This is a genomic window from Natranaeroarchaeum aerophilus (genome assembly GCF_023638055.1).
Lineage (GTDB): Archaea > Halobacteriota > Halobacteria > Halobacteriales > Natronoarchaeaceae > Natranaeroarchaeum > Natranaeroarchaeum aerophilum.
The window spans coordinates 69,028-84,047 of sequence record NZ_JAKRVY010000008.1; the positions used below are offsets into that span (position 1 = coordinate 69,028).

The 15,020-nt window shown below is 62.5% G+C and carries 19 protein-coding genes; 5 read left to right on the top strand and 14 right to left on the bottom strand.

Going from position 1 to position 15,020, the window contains the following annotated elements:
- Nucleotides 1–25: 25 nt before the first annotated feature.
- Nucleotides 26–2,278 (bottom strand): NADP-dependent malic enzyme, encoded by a 2,253-nt coding sequence (locus tag AArcSt11_RS13435; protein WP_250597801.1) that lies wholly within the window; start codon nucleotides 2,276–2,278, stop codon nucleotides 26–28.
- Between the two features lie 108 nt (nucleotides 2,279–2,386).
- Complete coding sequence (locus AArcSt11_RS13440; protein WP_250597802.1) at nucleotides 2,387–3,478, bottom strand: M24 family metallopeptidase; 1,092 nt, start codon at nucleotides 3,476–3,478, stop codon at nucleotides 2,387–2,389.
- A gap of 110 nt (nucleotides 3,479–3,588) precedes the next feature.
- Between AArcSt11_RS13440 and AArcSt11_RS13445 the strand changes: the two genes are divergently transcribed.
- Nucleotides 3,589–4,446, top strand: coding sequence for a COX15/CtaA family protein (locus AArcSt11_RS13445; RefSeq protein ID WP_250597803.1), 858 nt, complete (start codon nucleotides 3,589–3,591; stop codon nucleotides 4,444–4,446).
- A gap of 100 nt (nucleotides 4,447–4,546) precedes the next feature.
- A complete protein-coding gene (gene hisH, locus AArcSt11_RS13450; RefSeq protein ID WP_250597805.1) occupies nucleotides 4,547–5,260 on the top strand; it encodes an imidazole glycerol phosphate synthase subunit HisH in 714 nt (237 codons plus the stop codon).
- 174 nt (nucleotides 5,261–5,434) lie between these two features.
- Here the strand turns inward: hisH and AArcSt11_RS13455 are convergent, their stop codons facing one another.
- From AArcSt11_RS13455 to AArcSt11_RS13475, 5 genes are all read right to left on the bottom strand, one after another.
- Nucleotides 5,435–6,502 carry an N-acetylmuramoyl-L-alanine amidase gene (locus AArcSt11_RS13455; protein WP_250597807.1) on the bottom strand — a complete coding sequence of 356 codons (1,068 nt, stop codon included), beginning with the start codon at nucleotides 6,500–6,502 and terminating at the stop codon, nucleotides 5,435–5,437.
- A 103-nt stretch (nucleotides 6,503–6,605) separates the two neighbouring features.
- Nucleotides 6,606–6,893 carry a phosphoribosyl-ATP diphosphatase gene (hisE, locus tag AArcSt11_RS13460; protein ID WP_250597808.1) on the bottom strand — a complete coding sequence of 96 codons (288 nt, stop codon included), beginning with the start codon at nucleotides 6,891–6,893 and terminating at the stop codon, nucleotides 6,606–6,608.
- Between the two features lie 96 nt (nucleotides 6,894–6,989).
- Nucleotides 6,990–7,439 carry a bifunctional nuclease family protein gene (locus AArcSt11_RS13465; RefSeq protein ID WP_250597809.1) on the bottom strand — a complete coding sequence of 150 codons (450 nt, stop codon included), beginning with the start codon at nucleotides 7,437–7,439 and terminating at the stop codon, nucleotides 6,990–6,992.
- A 56-nt stretch (nucleotides 7,440–7,495) separates the two neighbouring features.
- Nucleotides 7,496–8,095, bottom strand: coding sequence for a pyridoxal 5'-phosphate synthase glutaminase subunit PdxT (pdxT, locus tag AArcSt11_RS13470; RefSeq protein WP_250597810.1), 600 nt, complete (start codon nucleotides 8,093–8,095; stop codon nucleotides 7,496–7,498).
- 58 nt (nucleotides 8,096–8,153) lie between these two features.
- On the bottom strand, nucleotides 8,154–8,336 hold the full coding sequence (locus AArcSt11_RS13475; RefSeq protein WP_250597811.1) for a preprotein translocase subunit Sec61beta: 183 nt from the start codon (nucleotides 8,334–8,336) through the stop codon (nucleotides 8,154–8,156).
- A 121-nt stretch (nucleotides 8,337–8,457) separates the two neighbouring features.
- Between AArcSt11_RS13475 and AArcSt11_RS13480 the strand changes: the two genes are divergently transcribed.
- Entirely contained in the window at nucleotides 8,458–8,727 is a 270-nt protein-coding gene (locus AArcSt11_RS13480; RefSeq protein ID WP_250597812.1) for a thioredoxin family protein, read from the top strand.
- Nucleotides 8,728–8,745: 18 nt separating this feature from the next.
- Here AArcSt11_RS13480 and AArcSt11_RS13485 read toward each other — a convergent pair whose 3' ends face one another.
- From AArcSt11_RS13485 to AArcSt11_RS13505, 5 genes are all read right to left on the bottom strand, one after another.
- Complete coding sequence (locus AArcSt11_RS13485; protein WP_250597813.1) at nucleotides 8,746–9,069, bottom strand: hypothetical protein; 324 nt, start codon at nucleotides 9,067–9,069, stop codon at nucleotides 8,746–8,748.
- 50 nt (nucleotides 9,070–9,119) lie between these two features.
- Nucleotides 9,120–9,788 (bottom strand): NADPH-dependent F420 reductase, encoded by a 669-nt coding sequence (gene npdG / locus AArcSt11_RS13490; RefSeq protein ID WP_250597816.1) that lies wholly within the window; start codon nucleotides 9,786–9,788, stop codon nucleotides 9,120–9,122.
- Between the two features lie 104 nt (nucleotides 9,789–9,892).
- Nucleotides 9,893–11,308: a DUF4397 domain-containing protein gene (locus AArcSt11_RS13495; RefSeq protein WP_250597818.1), complete on the bottom strand. Its 1,416-nt coding sequence runs from the start codon at nucleotides 11,306–11,308 to the stop codon at nucleotides 9,893–9,895.
- 119 nt (nucleotides 11,309–11,427) lie between these two features.
- On the bottom strand, nucleotides 11,428–12,342 hold the full coding sequence (locus AArcSt11_RS13500; protein ID WP_250597820.1) for a TIGR01548 family HAD-type hydrolase: 915 nt from the start codon (nucleotides 12,340–12,342) through the stop codon (nucleotides 11,428–11,430).
- 57 nt (nucleotides 12,343–12,399) lie between these two features.
- A complete protein-coding gene (locus tag AArcSt11_RS13505) occupies nucleotides 12,400–12,798 on the bottom strand; it encodes a UPF0146 family protein (protein ID WP_250597822.1) in 399 nt (132 codons plus the stop codon).
- Between the two features lie 39 nt (nucleotides 12,799–12,837).
- On the opposite strand from AArcSt11_RS13505, the gene AArcSt11_RS13510 reads away from it, so the two are divergent.
- Nucleotides 12,838–13,359: an archaemetzincin family Zn-dependent metalloprotease gene (locus AArcSt11_RS13510; protein WP_250597824.1), complete on the top strand. Its 522-nt coding sequence runs from the start codon at nucleotides 12,838–12,840 to the stop codon at nucleotides 13,357–13,359.
- Between the two features lie 6 nt (nucleotides 13,360–13,365).
- Here AArcSt11_RS13510 and AArcSt11_RS13515 read toward each other — a convergent pair whose 3' ends face one another.
- A complete protein-coding gene (locus AArcSt11_RS13515; protein ID WP_250597826.1) occupies nucleotides 13,366–13,872 on the bottom strand; it encodes a pyridoxamine 5'-phosphate oxidase family protein in 507 nt (168 codons plus the stop codon).
- A gap of 126 nt (nucleotides 13,873–13,998) precedes the next feature.
- Here AArcSt11_RS13515 and AArcSt11_RS13520 point away from each other — a divergent pair, with 126 nt between their 5' ends.
- On the top strand, nucleotides 13,999–14,319 hold the full coding sequence (locus tag AArcSt11_RS13520) for a hypothetical protein (RefSeq protein WP_250597827.1): 321 nt from the start codon (nucleotides 13,999–14,001) through the stop codon (nucleotides 14,317–14,319).
- Nucleotides 14,320–14,576: 257 nt separating this feature from the next.
- Here AArcSt11_RS13520 and AArcSt11_RS13525 read toward each other — a convergent pair.
- Nucleotides 14,577–15,020: PGF-CTERM sorting domain-containing protein (locus AArcSt11_RS13525; protein WP_250597829.1), on the bottom strand; the 444-nt coding region annotated here is incomplete at its 5' end.

Consider the following 15,020-nt stretch of genomic DNA (forward strand, 5'->3'; position numbering starts at 1 on the left):
TCCCGTCTTCAGGCGGGTGAGGGTATCACTCGTTCTGTGCGTCCACGACCGCAACCCCGGCCAGATTCACGATATCCTTGACCTCGTCGTCGCGCTGCAGGACGTGGACTGGCTTGTCCATACCGACGAGCATCGGGCCGATGGCTTCCGCACCGCCGAGCCGCTGGAGCAGTTTGTAGCTGATGTTGCCCGCTTCGAGGTTCGGGAAGACGAGCACGTTGGCCGGTTCGTCAAGGTCGGAGAACTCGTAGGTGCCGTGAAGCATCTCCTCGACGACGGCGGTATCGGCCTGCATCTCGCCATCGACCGGGAAGTCGATAGCTGGGTCCTCCTGGAGCCGTTGTGCGGCTTCGCGGGGCTTGCTCGTCCCCTCGTTGTCGACGCTCCCGAAGTTCGAGTACGAGAGCAGTGCCGCACGCGGTTCGATGTTGAAGCTCCGGGCGAGTTCGGCGGTGTGTTCGGTCACCTCGGCCAGCACGTCCTCGTCGGGATTCTGGTTGACCGTCGCGTCGGCGATGAAGATGACCCGGTTCTTGAACGTCAGCATGTAGACGCCCGCAGCGTACTCCGCATCCTCTGCGGTGCCGACGATCTGTAGCGGCGGACGGAGCGCGGAGGGGTAGTGGTGGGTCAGCCCCGACAGCATTGCGTCCGCGTCGCCGGACTCGACCATCACCGACGCGAAGTAGTTGCTGTCCCGGATCATATCTTCGGCCTCGCTTCTGGTGACGCCTTTGCGCTGGCGGAGTTCGTAGAGCCGGTCGACGTACTCCTCGTAGTCGTCTTTTTCGGGATCGACGATCTCGGGGTCGAACTCCAGACCGAGATCGAGCGCCGTGCGCTCGATCTGATCGCGGTTGCCGATCAACACCGGCTCGGCGATCTGTTGTTCCTGTAACTGATAGGCCGCACGGATGATCTTCTCGTCGCCGCCCTCCGCCAGCGCAACACGCTGTGGGTTGCTCTTTGCCTTGTTGAGGACGACCCGCATCATCTCCCGGGACTTGCCGAGGCGGGCCTCCAGTTGCTCGACGTACTGTGGGATATCGATCTCGGTGCGTGCCGCGCCGCTGTCCATCGCAGCCTCCGCAACGGCGGGGGCGACCTCGAACAGCACCCGCGGGTCGAGCGGCTTCGGAATGATGTAGTCGGGGCCGAACTGGATCGGTTCGTCGCCGTACGCTTTCACCACGGCGTCCGGGACGTCCTGGCGCGCAAGCTCGGCCAGCGCTTCGGAGGCCGCGACTTTCATCTCCTCGTTGATCTCGCTGGCACGGACGTCGAGCGCGCCGCGGAACAGGAACGGGAAGCCGAGCACGTTGTTGACCTGGTTGGGGTAGTCAGAGCGGCCGGTCGCCATGATGACCGAGTCGTCGCGGGCCGCCTTGGCGTCCTCGTAGCTGATCTCCGGATCGGGGTTCGCCATCGCGAAGACGATCGGATCGGCGGCCATCGAGCGCAACATCTCCTGGCTGACGATCCCGCCGACCGACAGCCCGACGAACACGTCGGCCCCCTCCAGCGCGTCGGCGAGATTCCCATCGGGCACGTCGCGGGCGAACTCCTGTTTGTACTCGTTGATCTCGCCATCCTCTACCCGGCCCCCGGTGATGATTCCCGAGGAGTCACACATCAGAATGTTCTCGCGTTTGACTCCCAGCGAAACGTAAAACCGGGCGGTGGAAATCGCGCTCGCACCGGCTCCCGAAAAGACGACCTTCAGATCACTAACGTCTTTGTCTGCGACTCTGCAGGCGTTTAACAGGGCTGCACCGCTGATGATCGCCGTCCCGTGCTGGTCGTCGTGGAACACGGGGACGTCCATCTGCTCGCTCAACTGCTGTTCGATCTCGAAACAGTCCGGCGCAGCGATATCTTCGAGGTTGATACCGCCGAACGTCGGCTCCATTGCGGCGACCGACTCGACAAAACTCTCGGGATCCGAATGATCAAGCTCGATATCGAACACGTCGATATCGGCAAACCGTTTGAACAGCACGCCTTTGCCCTCCATGACGGGCTTCGACGCCGCTGGACCGATGTCGCCCAGTCCAAGTACGGCAGAACCGTTCGAGATCACGCCGACCAGATTTCCTTTGGCCGTATATCTGTACGCATCCTCTGCACTGTCGCGGATCTCCCGGCACGGTGCCGCCACGCCGGGGGAGTACGCCAGACTAAGATCGCGCTGAGTGTTCGTCGGCTTCGTCGTCGATATCTCGATCTTTCCCGGCGGTTCTTCCTCGTGATACTCCAGTGAGTCCTCGTCCATTCCCATGAGATATGTACCCTCACACCGGAGCGTAAAAAGTTGATCGAACAGTGCAATCGACAGCTGTCGAAAAACGCAGTAAGAGGCGGCGTATAGTGGGTTTTTGTTATGTGATTATTCTTCGTTACTGTCCAGAATCGTCGGGCGGTCGACGGTCACGTCATAGCCGTGTGCGTCGACCTCGGTCGTCGGCCACCGGCCGGTTTCTGTCAGCACCTCGAAGCCGTCGTCGGTGACGAGTACGGTATCCTCGCTCTTTGCACCCTGCACGGTCGGGTTCCAGGCATACGCCATCGGCGTGTGTACCGGCGCGTCGTGGCCGGGCGTCGCGATCCACTCGCGTCCGGCGAAGCCAGCGGCCCCGCCCTGATGGTGTTCGCGCCACTCGCCCTCGTGGCCGACGGCGGCATACGCGTCCTGTATCGCCGCGAAGACGTCGCCTGCGGTCCCCTCCTCAGCAGGCTGCCCGGCGGCTTGGGTTGCCGCGAGCGCAGTTGCTTCGACCGTCGTGGCGGCGTCATGGCGCTCGTCGAGCCACTCCGGGGGATCGAACGCGACTGTCCGAGTACACGAGGCGTGAAGCCCCGCTTTCTCTGCGGTCACCGACAGCAGCGCATATTCGCCCAGTTCGACCGGCTGTGGCGTGTAGTGACGATACTTCTGGGCGCGCTCGCTACCGCCGACGAGCGCGACAGGTGCCTCGATCCCGCGGGCCGACAGGGCGACCCGCAGGGCCGCTGCCGCTTCCCGCTCGGTGTCGCCCGGCTGAAGTTCGCGAGCCACTGACTCGATCGCTGCTGCCGTTTCCCGACCGAGACTGCGGTACGCGTCGATATCGCTCTCGGTTAGCGGCTGTCGGAGTTCGCGGGCATCGACCGACGAGAAGCCGGGGACCTCGAAGTCGGCTGCCCCGGGGCCGTCGGCTTCCGCCGCGACCGCCTCCGCGAGCGAGGTGGCGTGCCACTCGAACTCGACGACATCGACCTCCTCGGCCAGTTCCTCGTCGCGAAGCCGCTCCGCTTCGATATCGTTCGTGACTACGACGAGATCCTCACCATCGTAGCCTGCGGCGGCGACGCCGATATCGCCTGCCCTGTCGACGACGTTGTTCCCACCGGTAAGCCACGCGAACGAGTTCGGGCGGGCAAACCAGACGGAGTCTACGTCGTTCGATTCGAGATACGCGTTCAGACGGTCCTCTCGCATACCCCGGACATCAACGGCAGGACTATTAGGAACGTCGAAGCCGCTCGGTGACGCCCACGATCGCCCCGAATTTGGTCAGGTCTAAGTACGCGAAACCCTGAGTGCCGATAATGACGGATTCGGAGACAGCAGGCCCTGATGAGGACGGGCTGTTCTCGTTCCCTCGCTTGCTCACGGTCGCCGCCGGACTCACCTTCTCGCTGATCCTGATCGGCATCTACACCGCCGTTGCCGGTGCCGGTCTGACCTGCGAGGGGCGCTGGCCGCTGTGTGATGGCTGGCTGGGGCTGTTCCCGGCGAACTGGCCGAGCTTTATCGAGTGGTTCCACCGACTTGTGGCGATGCCGACCGGCTTCCTCCTGCTTGGGCTGGCCGTCTCGGCATGGCGTGGGGGACGGTCCAAACGGGTTCGCTACGCGCTGACTGCGGCGGTCGCTATCCTCCCCTCACAGATCGTTCTCGGCGGCCTGACCGTCCTCGAGTACGAGGTGCTGTATCTCACCGCCCACTTCGTGACGGCGATACTCATCTTTGCGCTGGTCATCGCAGCGACCGCGTGGTCCCTCGAATCGCGGTTCGACCGTCCGCCCCGGCTCGCAGCGCTCGCAGTAGCTGGGCTCGTTCCCCCCTTCGCCGTCGCGACGCCGTTCGTGATCAGCGTCGGCTCGATGCGTCTCCACATGGCTTACTACGGGGTGGGGCTTGTCGCGTTCAGCGCGCTGATCGCGCTGGCGCTCTGGAGCTGGGACGGTGCCGAGTTAGGCGGGACCGAACGACGCATTGCCGCCGCTGCTGGCGCGGGGACAGTCGTTCTCGGCCTGACGATGCTTCAGCTCCGGCTCCCGGCAAGTCCGACGGAGATGGCGCAGGTTTCGGGAAGCGCTGCACTCGTCGCCGTGTTGTCACTGCTTGCGGTCTGGTGGACGCTCAGTTCGGGTGACGTGACGACGGCCGATCGCCCGCTGTAGCTGATCGGGGCTAGTTCCTTCTGGACATTCCGCTCCGAGTTTCCGGAGCGATATCTGTACGAAACGGAAGGAACTTCCCGACCGAAAGCAAAGCGTTGGTATGAGCCAGCAGACGGACGTGACGGAGACCGAGACCGCCTCGGTCGTCGTCGTCGACTACGGTCTGGGGAACCTGCGGAGCGTTACCCGCGGGCTGGAGCGCGTGGGCGCAACAGTCGAGATCACTGACGATCCCGACGCGTTCGAGACGGCGGACGGGATTGTCCTCCCCGGCGTCGGCGCGTTCCGCGAGGGCGTCGAGAACGCCGGACCGTACCGCGAGGCGCTCCACGAGGCGGCCGAGCGCGGCCAGCCGCTGTTCGGCATCTGTCTCGGCATGCAGATGCTGTTGACCGACAGCGAGGAGGCCGATCACGCGGGCGAAGGCGACGTCAGGGGTCTCGATCTGATCCCCGGCACGAACCTCAAGTTCGATCAGGGCCAGAAAGTTCCCCAGATGGGCTGGAACGAGTTGAACGTCGAGCGCGAGCATCCACTCGTCGAGGGAATCGACACCGTTGCGTCGGAGACGCAACGAGCAGACGGAACTGACAGTTCCGTCGACGGGGAGTACGCCTACTTCGTCCACTCGTACTACGCCGAGCCGAATTCCGAGGCGGCGATCGTCGCCACGACCGACTACGGCCTCGATTTCCCGAGCATCGTTGCCAACGAGGCGGGCAACGTCTTTGGGACGCAGTTCCACCCTGAAAAGAGTGGAGAGACGGGGTTACAGATCCTCCGGAACTTCGTGGAGATCTGTCTGGAGGAGTAGTACTGCGAGCGAGCCAGTGAGCGAGCAGCTTTTGCGCCCACGGGTTTCGGCGAGCGGTTCGCTCGCGGGTTGAGCGAACCCGAGGCCGAAAACGGTGGCTGAACGGAGAGTGGAGAGACGGGGGTACAGATCCTCCGGAACTTCGTGGAGATCTGTCTGGAGGAGTAGTCGGAACTATTCGACTACAAGACGTCCCTCGTCAGCGATCGACCAGCCCTCGACACCGGAGTCGTATTCGACGTGCCAGTACTGATAGTGCCCGTCAGACTGTGGCCCGGCAGTCACCTCGCCCGTCTGCCCGCCAGGGACGGTGTGAATCACGTCGTCAGCGAGGCTTGGTCCCGCCCTGACGTTCAGATCCTGTGTCGTTTCGACCCGGGTCCCATGACAGAACAGTGGGCAGGCATCGATGAGCTGTTCGACACTCCATCCCCAGACGCCGGCATCGGTCCAGTGGATACCCCACCAGGTGTATCCGTCCTCCTCGACAGGTCCGTTGACGATTTTCCCCACGTCGCCCTCCTCGAGCGTCGCGACTACGTCGTCGCCCATACCGGGGCGTTCGCGCGTGTTGACCGTCGTATTCGCGTGGATTGCCTGTCCATCCTCGAACGTTGTACCGCCACCGCCACCGGTGCTGCCGACGAACTCCATGAGGCGGTCGCCGTCCCAGTCCGGACCGGGGCAGGCCGTCTGGTTCGACGATCCACAGTGGCTGTCCGCAGGAGCATGGCGGTGCTCGATGATCCCACCGCTGGCGTCGCACGGAACTGTGTGGTCGCGGTAGTAGTTCAGCGGGATATCATACTGGTCTGCGAGATACTCGATGATCTCGGCGGACTGCTCGTACATGGTATCGGAGATGAACCCCTGTGACTCGGTCCACTCGTGTTCGATCCCGATCGAGTTCGAGTTGAATCCGCTAGCATGCCAGGCGACGTCGCTCTCGTCGACCATCTTCGTCGTGTGGCCGTCGGAGTTCCGGATCACGTAATGGGCACTCACGTTCGCGTCGGGGTTCTTGAACCAGTTGATCGCGCCGGAGTACTCACCGACCGTAACGTGAACGACGATCCAGTTGATATCGTTTGTTCCACGATTCGAACTGGAGTAGTTCGTCGAGTGGGCGGGATCCCACGTGTCGGACGGATCAGCCGCGGCGGTACCAGTCGTGGCGACCGCTCCACCGGCGGCCATCGATGCGCCAGTTGCTTTCAGCAGCGTTCGTCTGGGTAGCTCCATATCCATCATCATCGATGGGGATGAACACTTTATATTTTTCTAATATCAAAAGCAATTAATCTGCCAACAAGTTGCTTTCACCAATTCAAATAGAGAAACGTAACTATCGCCGCTCGGCGAGTTCCGCACGCAGGTCCTCGACATTCATGTCTTTCATCGCGAGCAACACGAGCAGGTGATAGACGATATCCGCGCTCTCGTAGGCAATCTCGTCGGTGTCGTCGTCTTTCGCGGCCAGAATCAACTCGGTGGTCTCCTCGCCGAGTTTCTCTAAGACCTCGTTTTCCCCTTTCTCGTGGGTGAACAGCGACGTCGTGTACGATCCCTCTGGCAGGTTTTTCTTCCGGTCCTCGATGACGTCGAACAGCTCGTCGAGTACGTCCTCACTCATATACGGGCAGTCGGCACCGAGCGTCTAAAGTGGTCCGTCTCCGCCCCGCTACAGAGTTTGAAGGAGAGAGCCCACGGCTTCAGCCGTGGGAAGATGTCAAGCCAGCTGGGCGACGTCCTGGAGCGGATCCAGTTCCTCGAACTCCTCGGCGGGCCGGGACCCATCGGCGAACACGTCCGCAGAAATCTCGATGCTGGCGCTGGTTCGGGAGGCGAGCGCGAGCGAGTCGCTCGGCCGTGCGTCGATCGTCGTCTCGCCACGCGGGGTGTCGATGTGTAGATCGGCGATATAGGTGCCGTCCTCGACTGCGGACACTTCCACGTGACGGACGCGCCCGCCGAGTTCTTCGACGATATCGAGCAGGAGATCGTGCGTGAGCGGCCGTCCGATATCCTCGGCATCGATGCCGCGGGCGATGCTCGCGGCCTCCTCGAACCCGATGAAGATCGGCAGGACGTCGCTCTCGTCTTCGACCGACAGGACGACGACGGCGACTGGCCCCTCACGTGTACCGGCGACCCGGACGGCATCGATACTCGCCTTCATACTACGTCCCAGGACCCGCAGGGAGAAAAGTCCACGTCCCGCTGGCGGCGGGACGGTCACTCTCCGCCGTCGATCGCTTCGAACAGCGCGAGCCAGTGAAGACGGCTGTCATCGGTTAGCTCGGGGTGGAACGAAAGGCCGACAACGGGCCCCTGTCGGACAGCGACCGGTCGGTCATCCCACGATGCGAGCACGTCCACGTTCTCGCCGACTGCGTCAATCACTGGCGCGCGGATGAACACTGCGGGGAAGGGATCGTCCAGTCCGTCGATATCCAGCGGTGCCTCGAAACTGTCCTTCTGACGGCCGAAGGCGTTGCGCTCGACAGTCACATCGAGGAGACCGAGCGTCCCGACGCGGTCGTCGCCCGCGTCCTCGGCGGCGACGATCAGCCCGGCACAGGTCGCGAAGACGGGCTTGCCCGCGGCGACGTGCTCGCTGATCTCGGGTGCAATCCCGTCACGATGTATCAGTCGCGAGATGGTGGTCGACTCGCCGCCGGGGAGCAAGAGGACGTCACAGTCGGGGACGACCCCGGCAGAGCGGATCTCTCGAACCGTCACCGATTCATCGATATCGCGGGCGGCGCGCTCGACCGCGTCGACGTGTTCGCTCACGTCGCCCTGCACGGCAAGGACGCCAGCAGTAAGACTCATTGGGTGGTGTTAGAATCTGAACGGCAAAAACCACGCGTCTTCGGCTGTCGGGCAGAAATTAAATACTGATGCCGTGGGCCCAGATTCCCAGCATGTGGACGAAGATGCCGAGCGCGACGGAGACGACGATGACCGTCCGGGGGTCCATCTGAATCGCGTTGCTATCTTCCGCGTCGAAGTAGCGGACCAGTCCCGCACTGGACATCAGCCCGCCCGAATTCTCACCGCTGCTGCCACTCATACTCGATACTGGTAGTCCGGGGTAACTAAGTCTTTCGACCCCCGATCTTCGACCGTGCATCGAGAGAGCAAAAGTGGGAAACCCTTATGCGCGCAGCCCTGAAACACCTGATGTACGTAGCATGACTGTAACGCTGAAAGACTTCTATGCCGACTGGTGTGGCCCCTGCAAGACGCAGGACCCGATCCTCGAAGAGATCGAAGAAGAGTGGGAAGACCGCTTCGACCTCGAGAAGGTCAACGTCGACGAACAGCAAGACATCGCCAACGAGTATCAGGTTCGCTCGCTCCCGACGCTGATCGTCGAGAACGAAGAGGGGATCGTCGAGCGATTCGTCGGCGTCACCCAGCGCGAGGACATTGAGGACGCCCTCGAATCCGCGGGTGCCTGAACGACTTTCTTATTTCGCTTAGAGGTCTGGTGGCCAGTGAACAACCATCACGACCAGGGCACTGCCGTAGAAGGCAACTGCGCTGAGCACGCCGAACGGAATTTCCTGCAAATACAGGTACGGCCCACCGATCAGGAGCCCGAGAGCCCCCCCGAGCACCTGCAACGTGACGCCAAACCCGGACAGTTCCACGTCCCGTAGCTGAAAGATATTCTCGTACCTGAACGCCAGCTCCGGATCGACGAGACTCAACCCGCTGAGTGCCCCGGCGATCAGGAGGACGGGCAGAAGAATGTACTCTATCGGATGGATCGTGATGAAGGCGGCGTGGGAGGGGACCATACTCTACCGATCATGTTCCTGTAGTGAAAACTTTGTGCTTCGACCAACAGCTACAGGAATCGGACGCCGACGTCGTGCATCCCGTCGTTGTACTTCGCGATGTTGATGACCAGCGGCGTGATGCTCTCGACTTCCGCGGCGTTTTCGATCGGACCGGCGTCGAGCGCGCGCAGGCCCTCGATGGCCTCCGCCAGTGATTGGACCGTCTCCTTGGCGTCGCCGTCGTTGCCGACAACGAGGGTGTCCAGATCCAGTTCGACGTCGAGGTTAGCGAGTCGATCCGCGGCGAGGTTGTGGAACGCGCCGACGACCGGCTGTCCCTCGGGGGCCGCCTCCGCAGCGACAGCGGTTACGCTGCCAGCGCCGGGGCGGTGATAGTGCATCCCGTGTTCGTCACCTTTCATGCCGACCGCGGGGGAGACAAGGATCGTGTCGTCGTCGAGCCTGTCCGCGACTTCCTCGACCGTGTCAGAGACGTGATATGGGGGGACGGCAAGCACGACGACGTCCGCGCGGTCGGCAGCCATCGCGTTCTCGAAGCCATTGATCGTCGTCTCGACGCCGCGGCTGTCGAGTTCGGTCTCGTACTCCTCGGCTTTCGTCCGTGCTTTCTCGGGCGTGCGCGACCCGATCAGGATCTCGTGGCTGGTGTCGTACGCCCAGCGCAGCGCCAGTCCCTGACCGATATCGCCAGTCCCGCCGAGTAGCGCGATTCGCATACTCGTGGGGTAGGCCGAGCGGATAAAAAGGGTTGCGTGACCGGCAACGAAACGCGGCGATCCCTGATCTACCGCCCAAACAGAGGCCCCTGTTAGGGGCCCGATCAGTCGGCGTCGACGACGACGTCCAGATCGAACGGTACGTCGGCGGGCGCAGCGTCGGGGTCGAGGTAGCCGACGGCAAAGCCGCTGTAGACCGTTCCGGCCGCCAGGTCGACGTCGAATGCCGCCACCACATCGCCGTCGGTGTCCGGCGTTGCCGGCCTGACCTCCAGTTCGTATTCGCCAGCGGGGACCTCGACGGCTCCGGCCGCGCCGAAGGGGACGTCCTCGAACAGCGGCTCGCCGTCGACGGTCACGTCGACGTTCGGTGCGTCAGGCGAGGCGTGAACGAGCCTGACCCGGGCGTCCTTACCGGGATCGGACAGGTCGTCCTCGTACAGTTCGACACTGAAGGGCTGGTTCTCCTCGGCCAGTTCGCCGAGCGCAGCCGCGGTGAACGCACCTTCGGAGAGCTCGACTGCCTCGTCGAAGACGACCGTGTCCGGATCGCCTGCTGCAGTGATCTCGATGTCGTAGGTCCCGGCAGGGAGTTCGAGGTACTCGCTGACGGCCCGGAACGGGACGTCCTCCAGAACCGGGTCACCGTCCACGAAGACGTCGACGTTGGGCGCGTCCGGCGAGAGGTGGGCCACACGGAGGTCGGTCTCACCCGGCTCCTCGTCGGTATCCACGTCGAACTCCGCGTCGACGACGACATCGAGGGCAAACGGGACGTCGGCGGGCGCGGCGTCAGGGTCGAGGTAGCCAACGGCAAAGGCGCTGTAGACCGTTCCGGCCTGTACCGAGAGCTTGAAGTTGTCGACGACGTCCCCGTCGGTGTCCGGCGTCGCGGGCCTGACCTCGAGCTTGTAATCGCCGGGCGGGACTTCGACCGTTCCGGCCGTGCCGAAGGCGACGTCCTCGAACAGCGGCTCGCCGTCGACGGTCACGTCGACGTTGGGCGCGTCCGGCGAGGCATGGACGAGTCTGACCCGGGCGTTCTCGCCCGGATCGGAGAGATCGTCCTCGAACACGTCGACGCCGAACGGCTCGTTCTCCTCGGCCAGTTCGCCGAGCGCGGCGGCGGTGAAATCACCGGCCGGTACCTCGACGTCCTCGTCGAAGACGACCGCGTCCGGATCGCCCGCCGCCGTGACCTCTATTCGGTAGGTCCCGGCAGGGAGTTCGAGGTACTCGCTGACGGTCCGGAACGGGACGTCTTCCAGAACCGTGTCACCGTCCACGAAGACGTCGACGTTGGGCGCGTCCGGCGAGAGGTGGGCCACGCGGAGGCCGGCCTCTCCGTCCGGTTCGTCTGTCTCCGCATCGTCGTCCGGGTCTTCCGTTTCGTCGGGCTCCTCCTCGTCTTCGGGGCCTCCAGCCGGTTCGGTCTCGTCACCGAGACACCCCGCCAGAGAGCCAGCTACGACGATTCCACCTGCAGTCTTCAGTACCGTTCGTCGTCTACTGTCAGACATATCCATTTGCTGGCAAGGACCAGCCAGACATGAAGGATTTCCAACATCCGACCGAAGTTACTCCACAGTCTCTCCACAATCCGTCCTGAATTGCGTGCCAGTCAACTGCGATCGTTCGGTCAGGGTCGATCGCAATCTAGCCGCCCGGGCAGGTCACCGATCGAATCGATCACGGCAGTCGCCCCGGAATCTGCGAACTTTTTTCGTCCACCCGCCCCCGAAAGCCCGCCGGTCAACACGCCGACACCATGATACTCCCGCTCCGGATCGACATCGGCAGCGTTCACCGCAGTCCGGACATCGTCGAGCGTATCCCCGACGAAGACCACGCTGTCGGCGTCGAACCGTTCCGCGAGCGTCGTCAACGCGTAGGGATGTGGTTTCCCGTCCTCCCAGTCGTCCATCGTGAACCGGCGCTCGGGTGGGACGTCGAGCCCGGCCCGATCCAGAGCAATCTCGGCTTCGGCTTCCGGACGGCCGGTGACGACGCCCACGTCGTAGTGCTCGACGAGGTGCTCGCGTGTCGCCGCGTCGAGCAGGAGTGGCTCGTCGTGGATGTAGCCACGCGTCTCGGCGTCCGGTTCACCGTCTTCCAGATCACGGTATAGCTCCGCGCCGAGGTAGAGCTGCTGGAAGACATCGCGGAGGCGTTCGGGGTTCCAGCGATCCCGGACGTACGCCCAGTCGGCTTCGGACAGGGCGTCTTCCGTGACGCGTTCTGCGGCGTCGAGCCCGCCACCGTGCTCGGCGATGGCGTCAGTGAATCCAGTGATTCCCAGCTTCATCCCTTCGCGGTCGGCGAGGACGTACAGAGCCGCAGCATCGGTCAGCTCCCAGTCGTTGTTGAAGCCGCCCGCGTCCTTGAAGGCCTGTACGTCCGCTTTCTCGATCGTGTCGCCGTACACCGTTTCGACGGATTCGAGGATCGCCCGCCGGTAGGAGTCCGCGACGTCGACCACCACGCCGTCGATGTCCAGCACGACGGCATCGGGGGCGAGATCGGTCGCCTCTGTGTCGTTCGTGGCGTCGGTCATACCGGGTCGAACGGCCGCCGGGGGTAAGGACGTATCGGGTTCGGACGAGCGAACGACTCACTCCGGCCCCTCGCGCGCCCAGTAGAGTGTCTCCGTGGGTAGCGTCTCGCGCTCGACTGGGATCGCGGGAGGGTCGCCGCCCAGCGTCGTAAAGATGAACGCGGTGTCGTGCTCACGCGCGACGCTCGCGGCTGAGGTATGAAGCTCCGGCGGGAGATTGAGTGCGTAGAGCGCATCGGCATCGGCGTAGATCTCGGGGACTGGATCGGCAATATCGTCGAGAACGAACTCGATGCTCTCGGGGACCTCACGCGGCGTGACGTCGGTCGCGGTGACGGCCACGCCGCAGTCGGCGAGCGCCGCGGCGACGTCCGGCCGACGTCCTACCCCCATCTCGACCACTCGGTCGAAGCGTGCAAGACGGTCGACGATGGCGGCCGAATCGGCGTGGGGCATGGCGGGATGTTTATGATCGCCGCGATATTATGGGTTGGTATGCTCGTTGACGTCGTGCCGGTGGGGGACGTTCCAGCGCGGGTCAAGCGCGAGGCGTCCGCGGGGTTGCGAGCGGTGTACGACTGCGATGTCACCGTTCACGAACCCCAGCCGATCCCCGACGGCGCGTTCGACGCGAACCGCAACCAGTACCGTGCGGAGGACTTCATCGAACTCGCCAGTCGGATCGGCTCCGGCGAGAAGAACATCGCGGTGACGCCCAAAGACCTGTTCTACCGGAAACGGAACTACGTCTTCGGGCTCGCCTATCTCGATGGCAACGGCAGCGTCGTCTCCACGTACCGCCTGCAGACTTCCAGCGATGGCGGCTTCTCCGAACGCGATTCCGAGGATATCTTCGACGATCGCGTCCGCAAGGAGATCGTCCACGAGATCGGCCACACCTTCGGGCTGGAACACTGCGACAACAAACGCTGTGTCATGAACTTCTCGCCGACGGTGCGGGAAGTCGATATGAAAGAGCAGAACCTCTGTGGGAGTTGTCAGCGGCAGATACTCTGAGGTCGGTTAGCTCTCGTTTTTGCTTGCGTCCGCCATCCGCTCGGAGTAGTCCCAGCCGTAGACGGTTTCGGGCTCGATGCGGATTCTCACCTCGTTCCGATCCTCCGACAGCAAGTTCCGTGCGAGCGACGATTCCGTGTTCCCGAGATACCGCTCGATGAGCGCGCGAAGCAGGACTTTGTCCTCGTCAGCGTCGATTCGCGCGACGCCGTTACCCCGCACGCCCCGGTAGGGCGGCTCGTTCGTCGACACCTCGAAGGCGACCGCGTCGTCCTGCCGGAGAAAGCGAACCACGTCGGATGAGGCCGCAGTCGCACACTCCAGCGCGCCATCACGATATCGAAACCACAGCGAGAGCATCCAGAGGTCACCGCTCGGCCGGTGACAGGAAAGCCGGACCGGGACGGCAGTCGAGTGCAGGAACTCCTCGACGGCCTCGGGCGAGAGCGATCCGCGCACGGAGAATGGTGTATCCGCCACGTGTTCGGTCGAACGGTCGGCGCGGATCGACATATAGGTTGGGTCCGGATCGTCGTCAGGGAACCAACCCTGCTAAGACGTCTGTTCGTACTGCGAACGATTCCCTTTCGGATGCTACGAGAAAGCTTATTGATGATCAATTATAGTTGTCAATTCGTCATGGTACAGCGCCCCCCATCGCCGGACACTCCGGTCGTATCACCGAGTAAACCTGTCAACGCTGGCGACGAGAGTGTCCTCGTTACGACACAACAACTTGTCGATATACTTGAACGATATCTCGGAGACGGACTGGACGAATCGACCCTCGAAACGATCCTTCTGGAACTGGACCGCGGTGGATACGTCGAATGGGTGACGGTCACACAGTCGAACGGCTACATCTGGGATCTCTCGGAGTCGCCCGAGAAGATCGGCGAGGCCATCGCCGACGCAGCCGTTGCCTGTCTCGATGCGTGGCTACAGGATAGCGACAATTGATCGGTCCGAACTACTCCAGAGTTGCTGGGAAACGGGTTCTACGACTTTACTTCGGAATTTGTAGTTTAATACTTCGAAATGCGAAGTGTTGATTTTCGGGTCGACCCGGTTGATGAATTCCGGTCTCAGTGGCTCTGTCAGCTCGACACTCTTCCTACCGAAACAGCCGTTGGTTAAGACTGCGAACTGTTCGGTCAAGAAACTACCAGATGAATATAACATCTGTACTGGTTTGCAAGATAGACAGCGCGTATCGGTTAATCGGAGCCGTCGGCTTCCAGTCGTCGTTTCAACATATACCCTGCTCCCCCCAGAGCTGTAAGGGTGCTACTAATTCCGAATCCTGGTATTTCATCATTTCCGACCTGTTCTTCTTCGTCTTCGTCTTCCTCTTCGTCTTCGTCTTCCTCTTCGTCTTCTTCCCCTTCCTCTTCGTCTTCCTCTTCGTCTTCCTCTTCGTCTTCGTCTTCCTCTTCGTCTTCCTCTTCGTCTTCGTCTTCCTCTTCGTCTTCTTCCCCTTCCTCTTCCTCTTCCTCTTCGTCTTCTTCCCCTTCCCCTTCCTCTTCGTCTTCCTCTTCCTCTTCCAGGTCACCATTGATAATAAATCGATAATCTTGTCCCTCAACGACCTCCTCCTCGGTCCGATCGTCCTCATCAAACGTGTAGATACTGAACTCGAGCGTCCCTGTCTCTTCAATCGT

What these genes read in the sequence shown, in the direction of transcription:
- AArcSt11_RS13435 (WP_250597801.1), bottom strand. Translation starts at nt 2,278, where the DNA reads ATGGGAATGGACGAGGACTCACTGGAGTATCACGAGGAAGAACCGCCG.
- AArcSt11_RS13440 (WP_250597802.1), bottom strand. Translation starts at nt 3,478, where the DNA reads ATGCGAGAGGACCGTCTGAACGCGTATCTCGAATCGAACGACGTAGAC.
- AArcSt11_RS13445 (WP_250597803.1), top strand. Translation starts at nt 3,589, where the DNA reads ATGACGGATTCGGAGACAGCAGGCCCTGATGAGGACGGGCTGTTCTCG.
- hisH (WP_250597805.1), top strand. Translation starts at nt 4,547, where the DNA reads ATGAGCCAGCAGACGGACGTGACGGAGACCGAGACCGCCTCGGTCGTC.
- AArcSt11_RS13455 (WP_250597807.1), bottom strand. Translation starts at nt 6,502, where the DNA reads ATGGAGCTACCCAGACGAACGCTGCTGAAAGCAACTGGCGCATCGATG.
- hisE (WP_250597808.1), bottom strand. Translation starts at nt 6,893, where the DNA reads ATGAGTGAGGACGTACTCGACGAGCTGTTCGACGTCATCGAGGACCGG.
- AArcSt11_RS13465 (WP_250597809.1), bottom strand. Translation starts at nt 7,439, where the DNA reads ATGAAGGCGAGTATCGATGCCGTCCGGGTCGCCGGTACACGTGAGGGG.
- pdxT (WP_250597810.1), bottom strand. Translation starts at nt 8,095, where the DNA reads ATGAGTCTTACTGCTGGCGTCCTTGCCGTGCAGGGCGACGTGAGCGAA.
- AArcSt11_RS13475 (WP_250597811.1), bottom strand. Translation starts at nt 8,336, where the DNA reads ATGAGTGGCAGCAGCGGTGAGAATTCGGGCGGGCTGATGTCCAGTGCG.
- AArcSt11_RS13480 (WP_250597812.1), top strand. Translation starts at nt 8,458, where the DNA reads ATGACTGTAACGCTGAAAGACTTCTATGCCGACTGGTGTGGCCCCTGC.
- AArcSt11_RS13485 (WP_250597813.1), bottom strand. Translation starts at nt 9,069, where the DNA reads ATGGTCCCCTCCCACGCCGCCTTCATCACGATCCATCCGATAGAGTAC.
- npdG (WP_250597816.1), bottom strand. Translation starts at nt 9,788, where the DNA reads ATGCGAATCGCGCTACTCGGCGGGACTGGCGATATCGGTCAGGGACTG.
- AArcSt11_RS13495 (WP_250597818.1), bottom strand. Translation starts at nt 11,308, where the DNA reads ATGTCTGACAGTAGACGACGAACGGTACTGAAGACTGCAGGTGGAATC.
- AArcSt11_RS13500 (WP_250597820.1), bottom strand. Translation starts at nt 12,342, where the DNA reads ATGACCGACGCCACGAACGACACAGAGGCGACCGATCTCGCCCCCGAT.
- AArcSt11_RS13505 (WP_250597822.1), bottom strand. Translation starts at nt 12,798, where the DNA reads ATGCCCCACGCCGATTCGGCCGCCATCGTCGACCGTCTTGCACGCTTC.
- AArcSt11_RS13510 (WP_250597824.1), top strand. Translation starts at nt 12,838, where the DNA reads ATGCTCGTTGACGTCGTGCCGGTGGGGGACGTTCCAGCGCGGGTCAAG.
- AArcSt11_RS13515 (WP_250597826.1), bottom strand. Translation starts at nt 13,872, where the DNA reads ATGTCGATCCGCGCCGACCGTTCGACCGAACACGTGGCGGATACACCA.
- AArcSt11_RS13520 (WP_250597827.1), top strand. Translation starts at nt 13,999, where the DNA reads ATGGTACAGCGCCCCCCATCGCCGGACACTCCGGTCGTATCACCGAGT.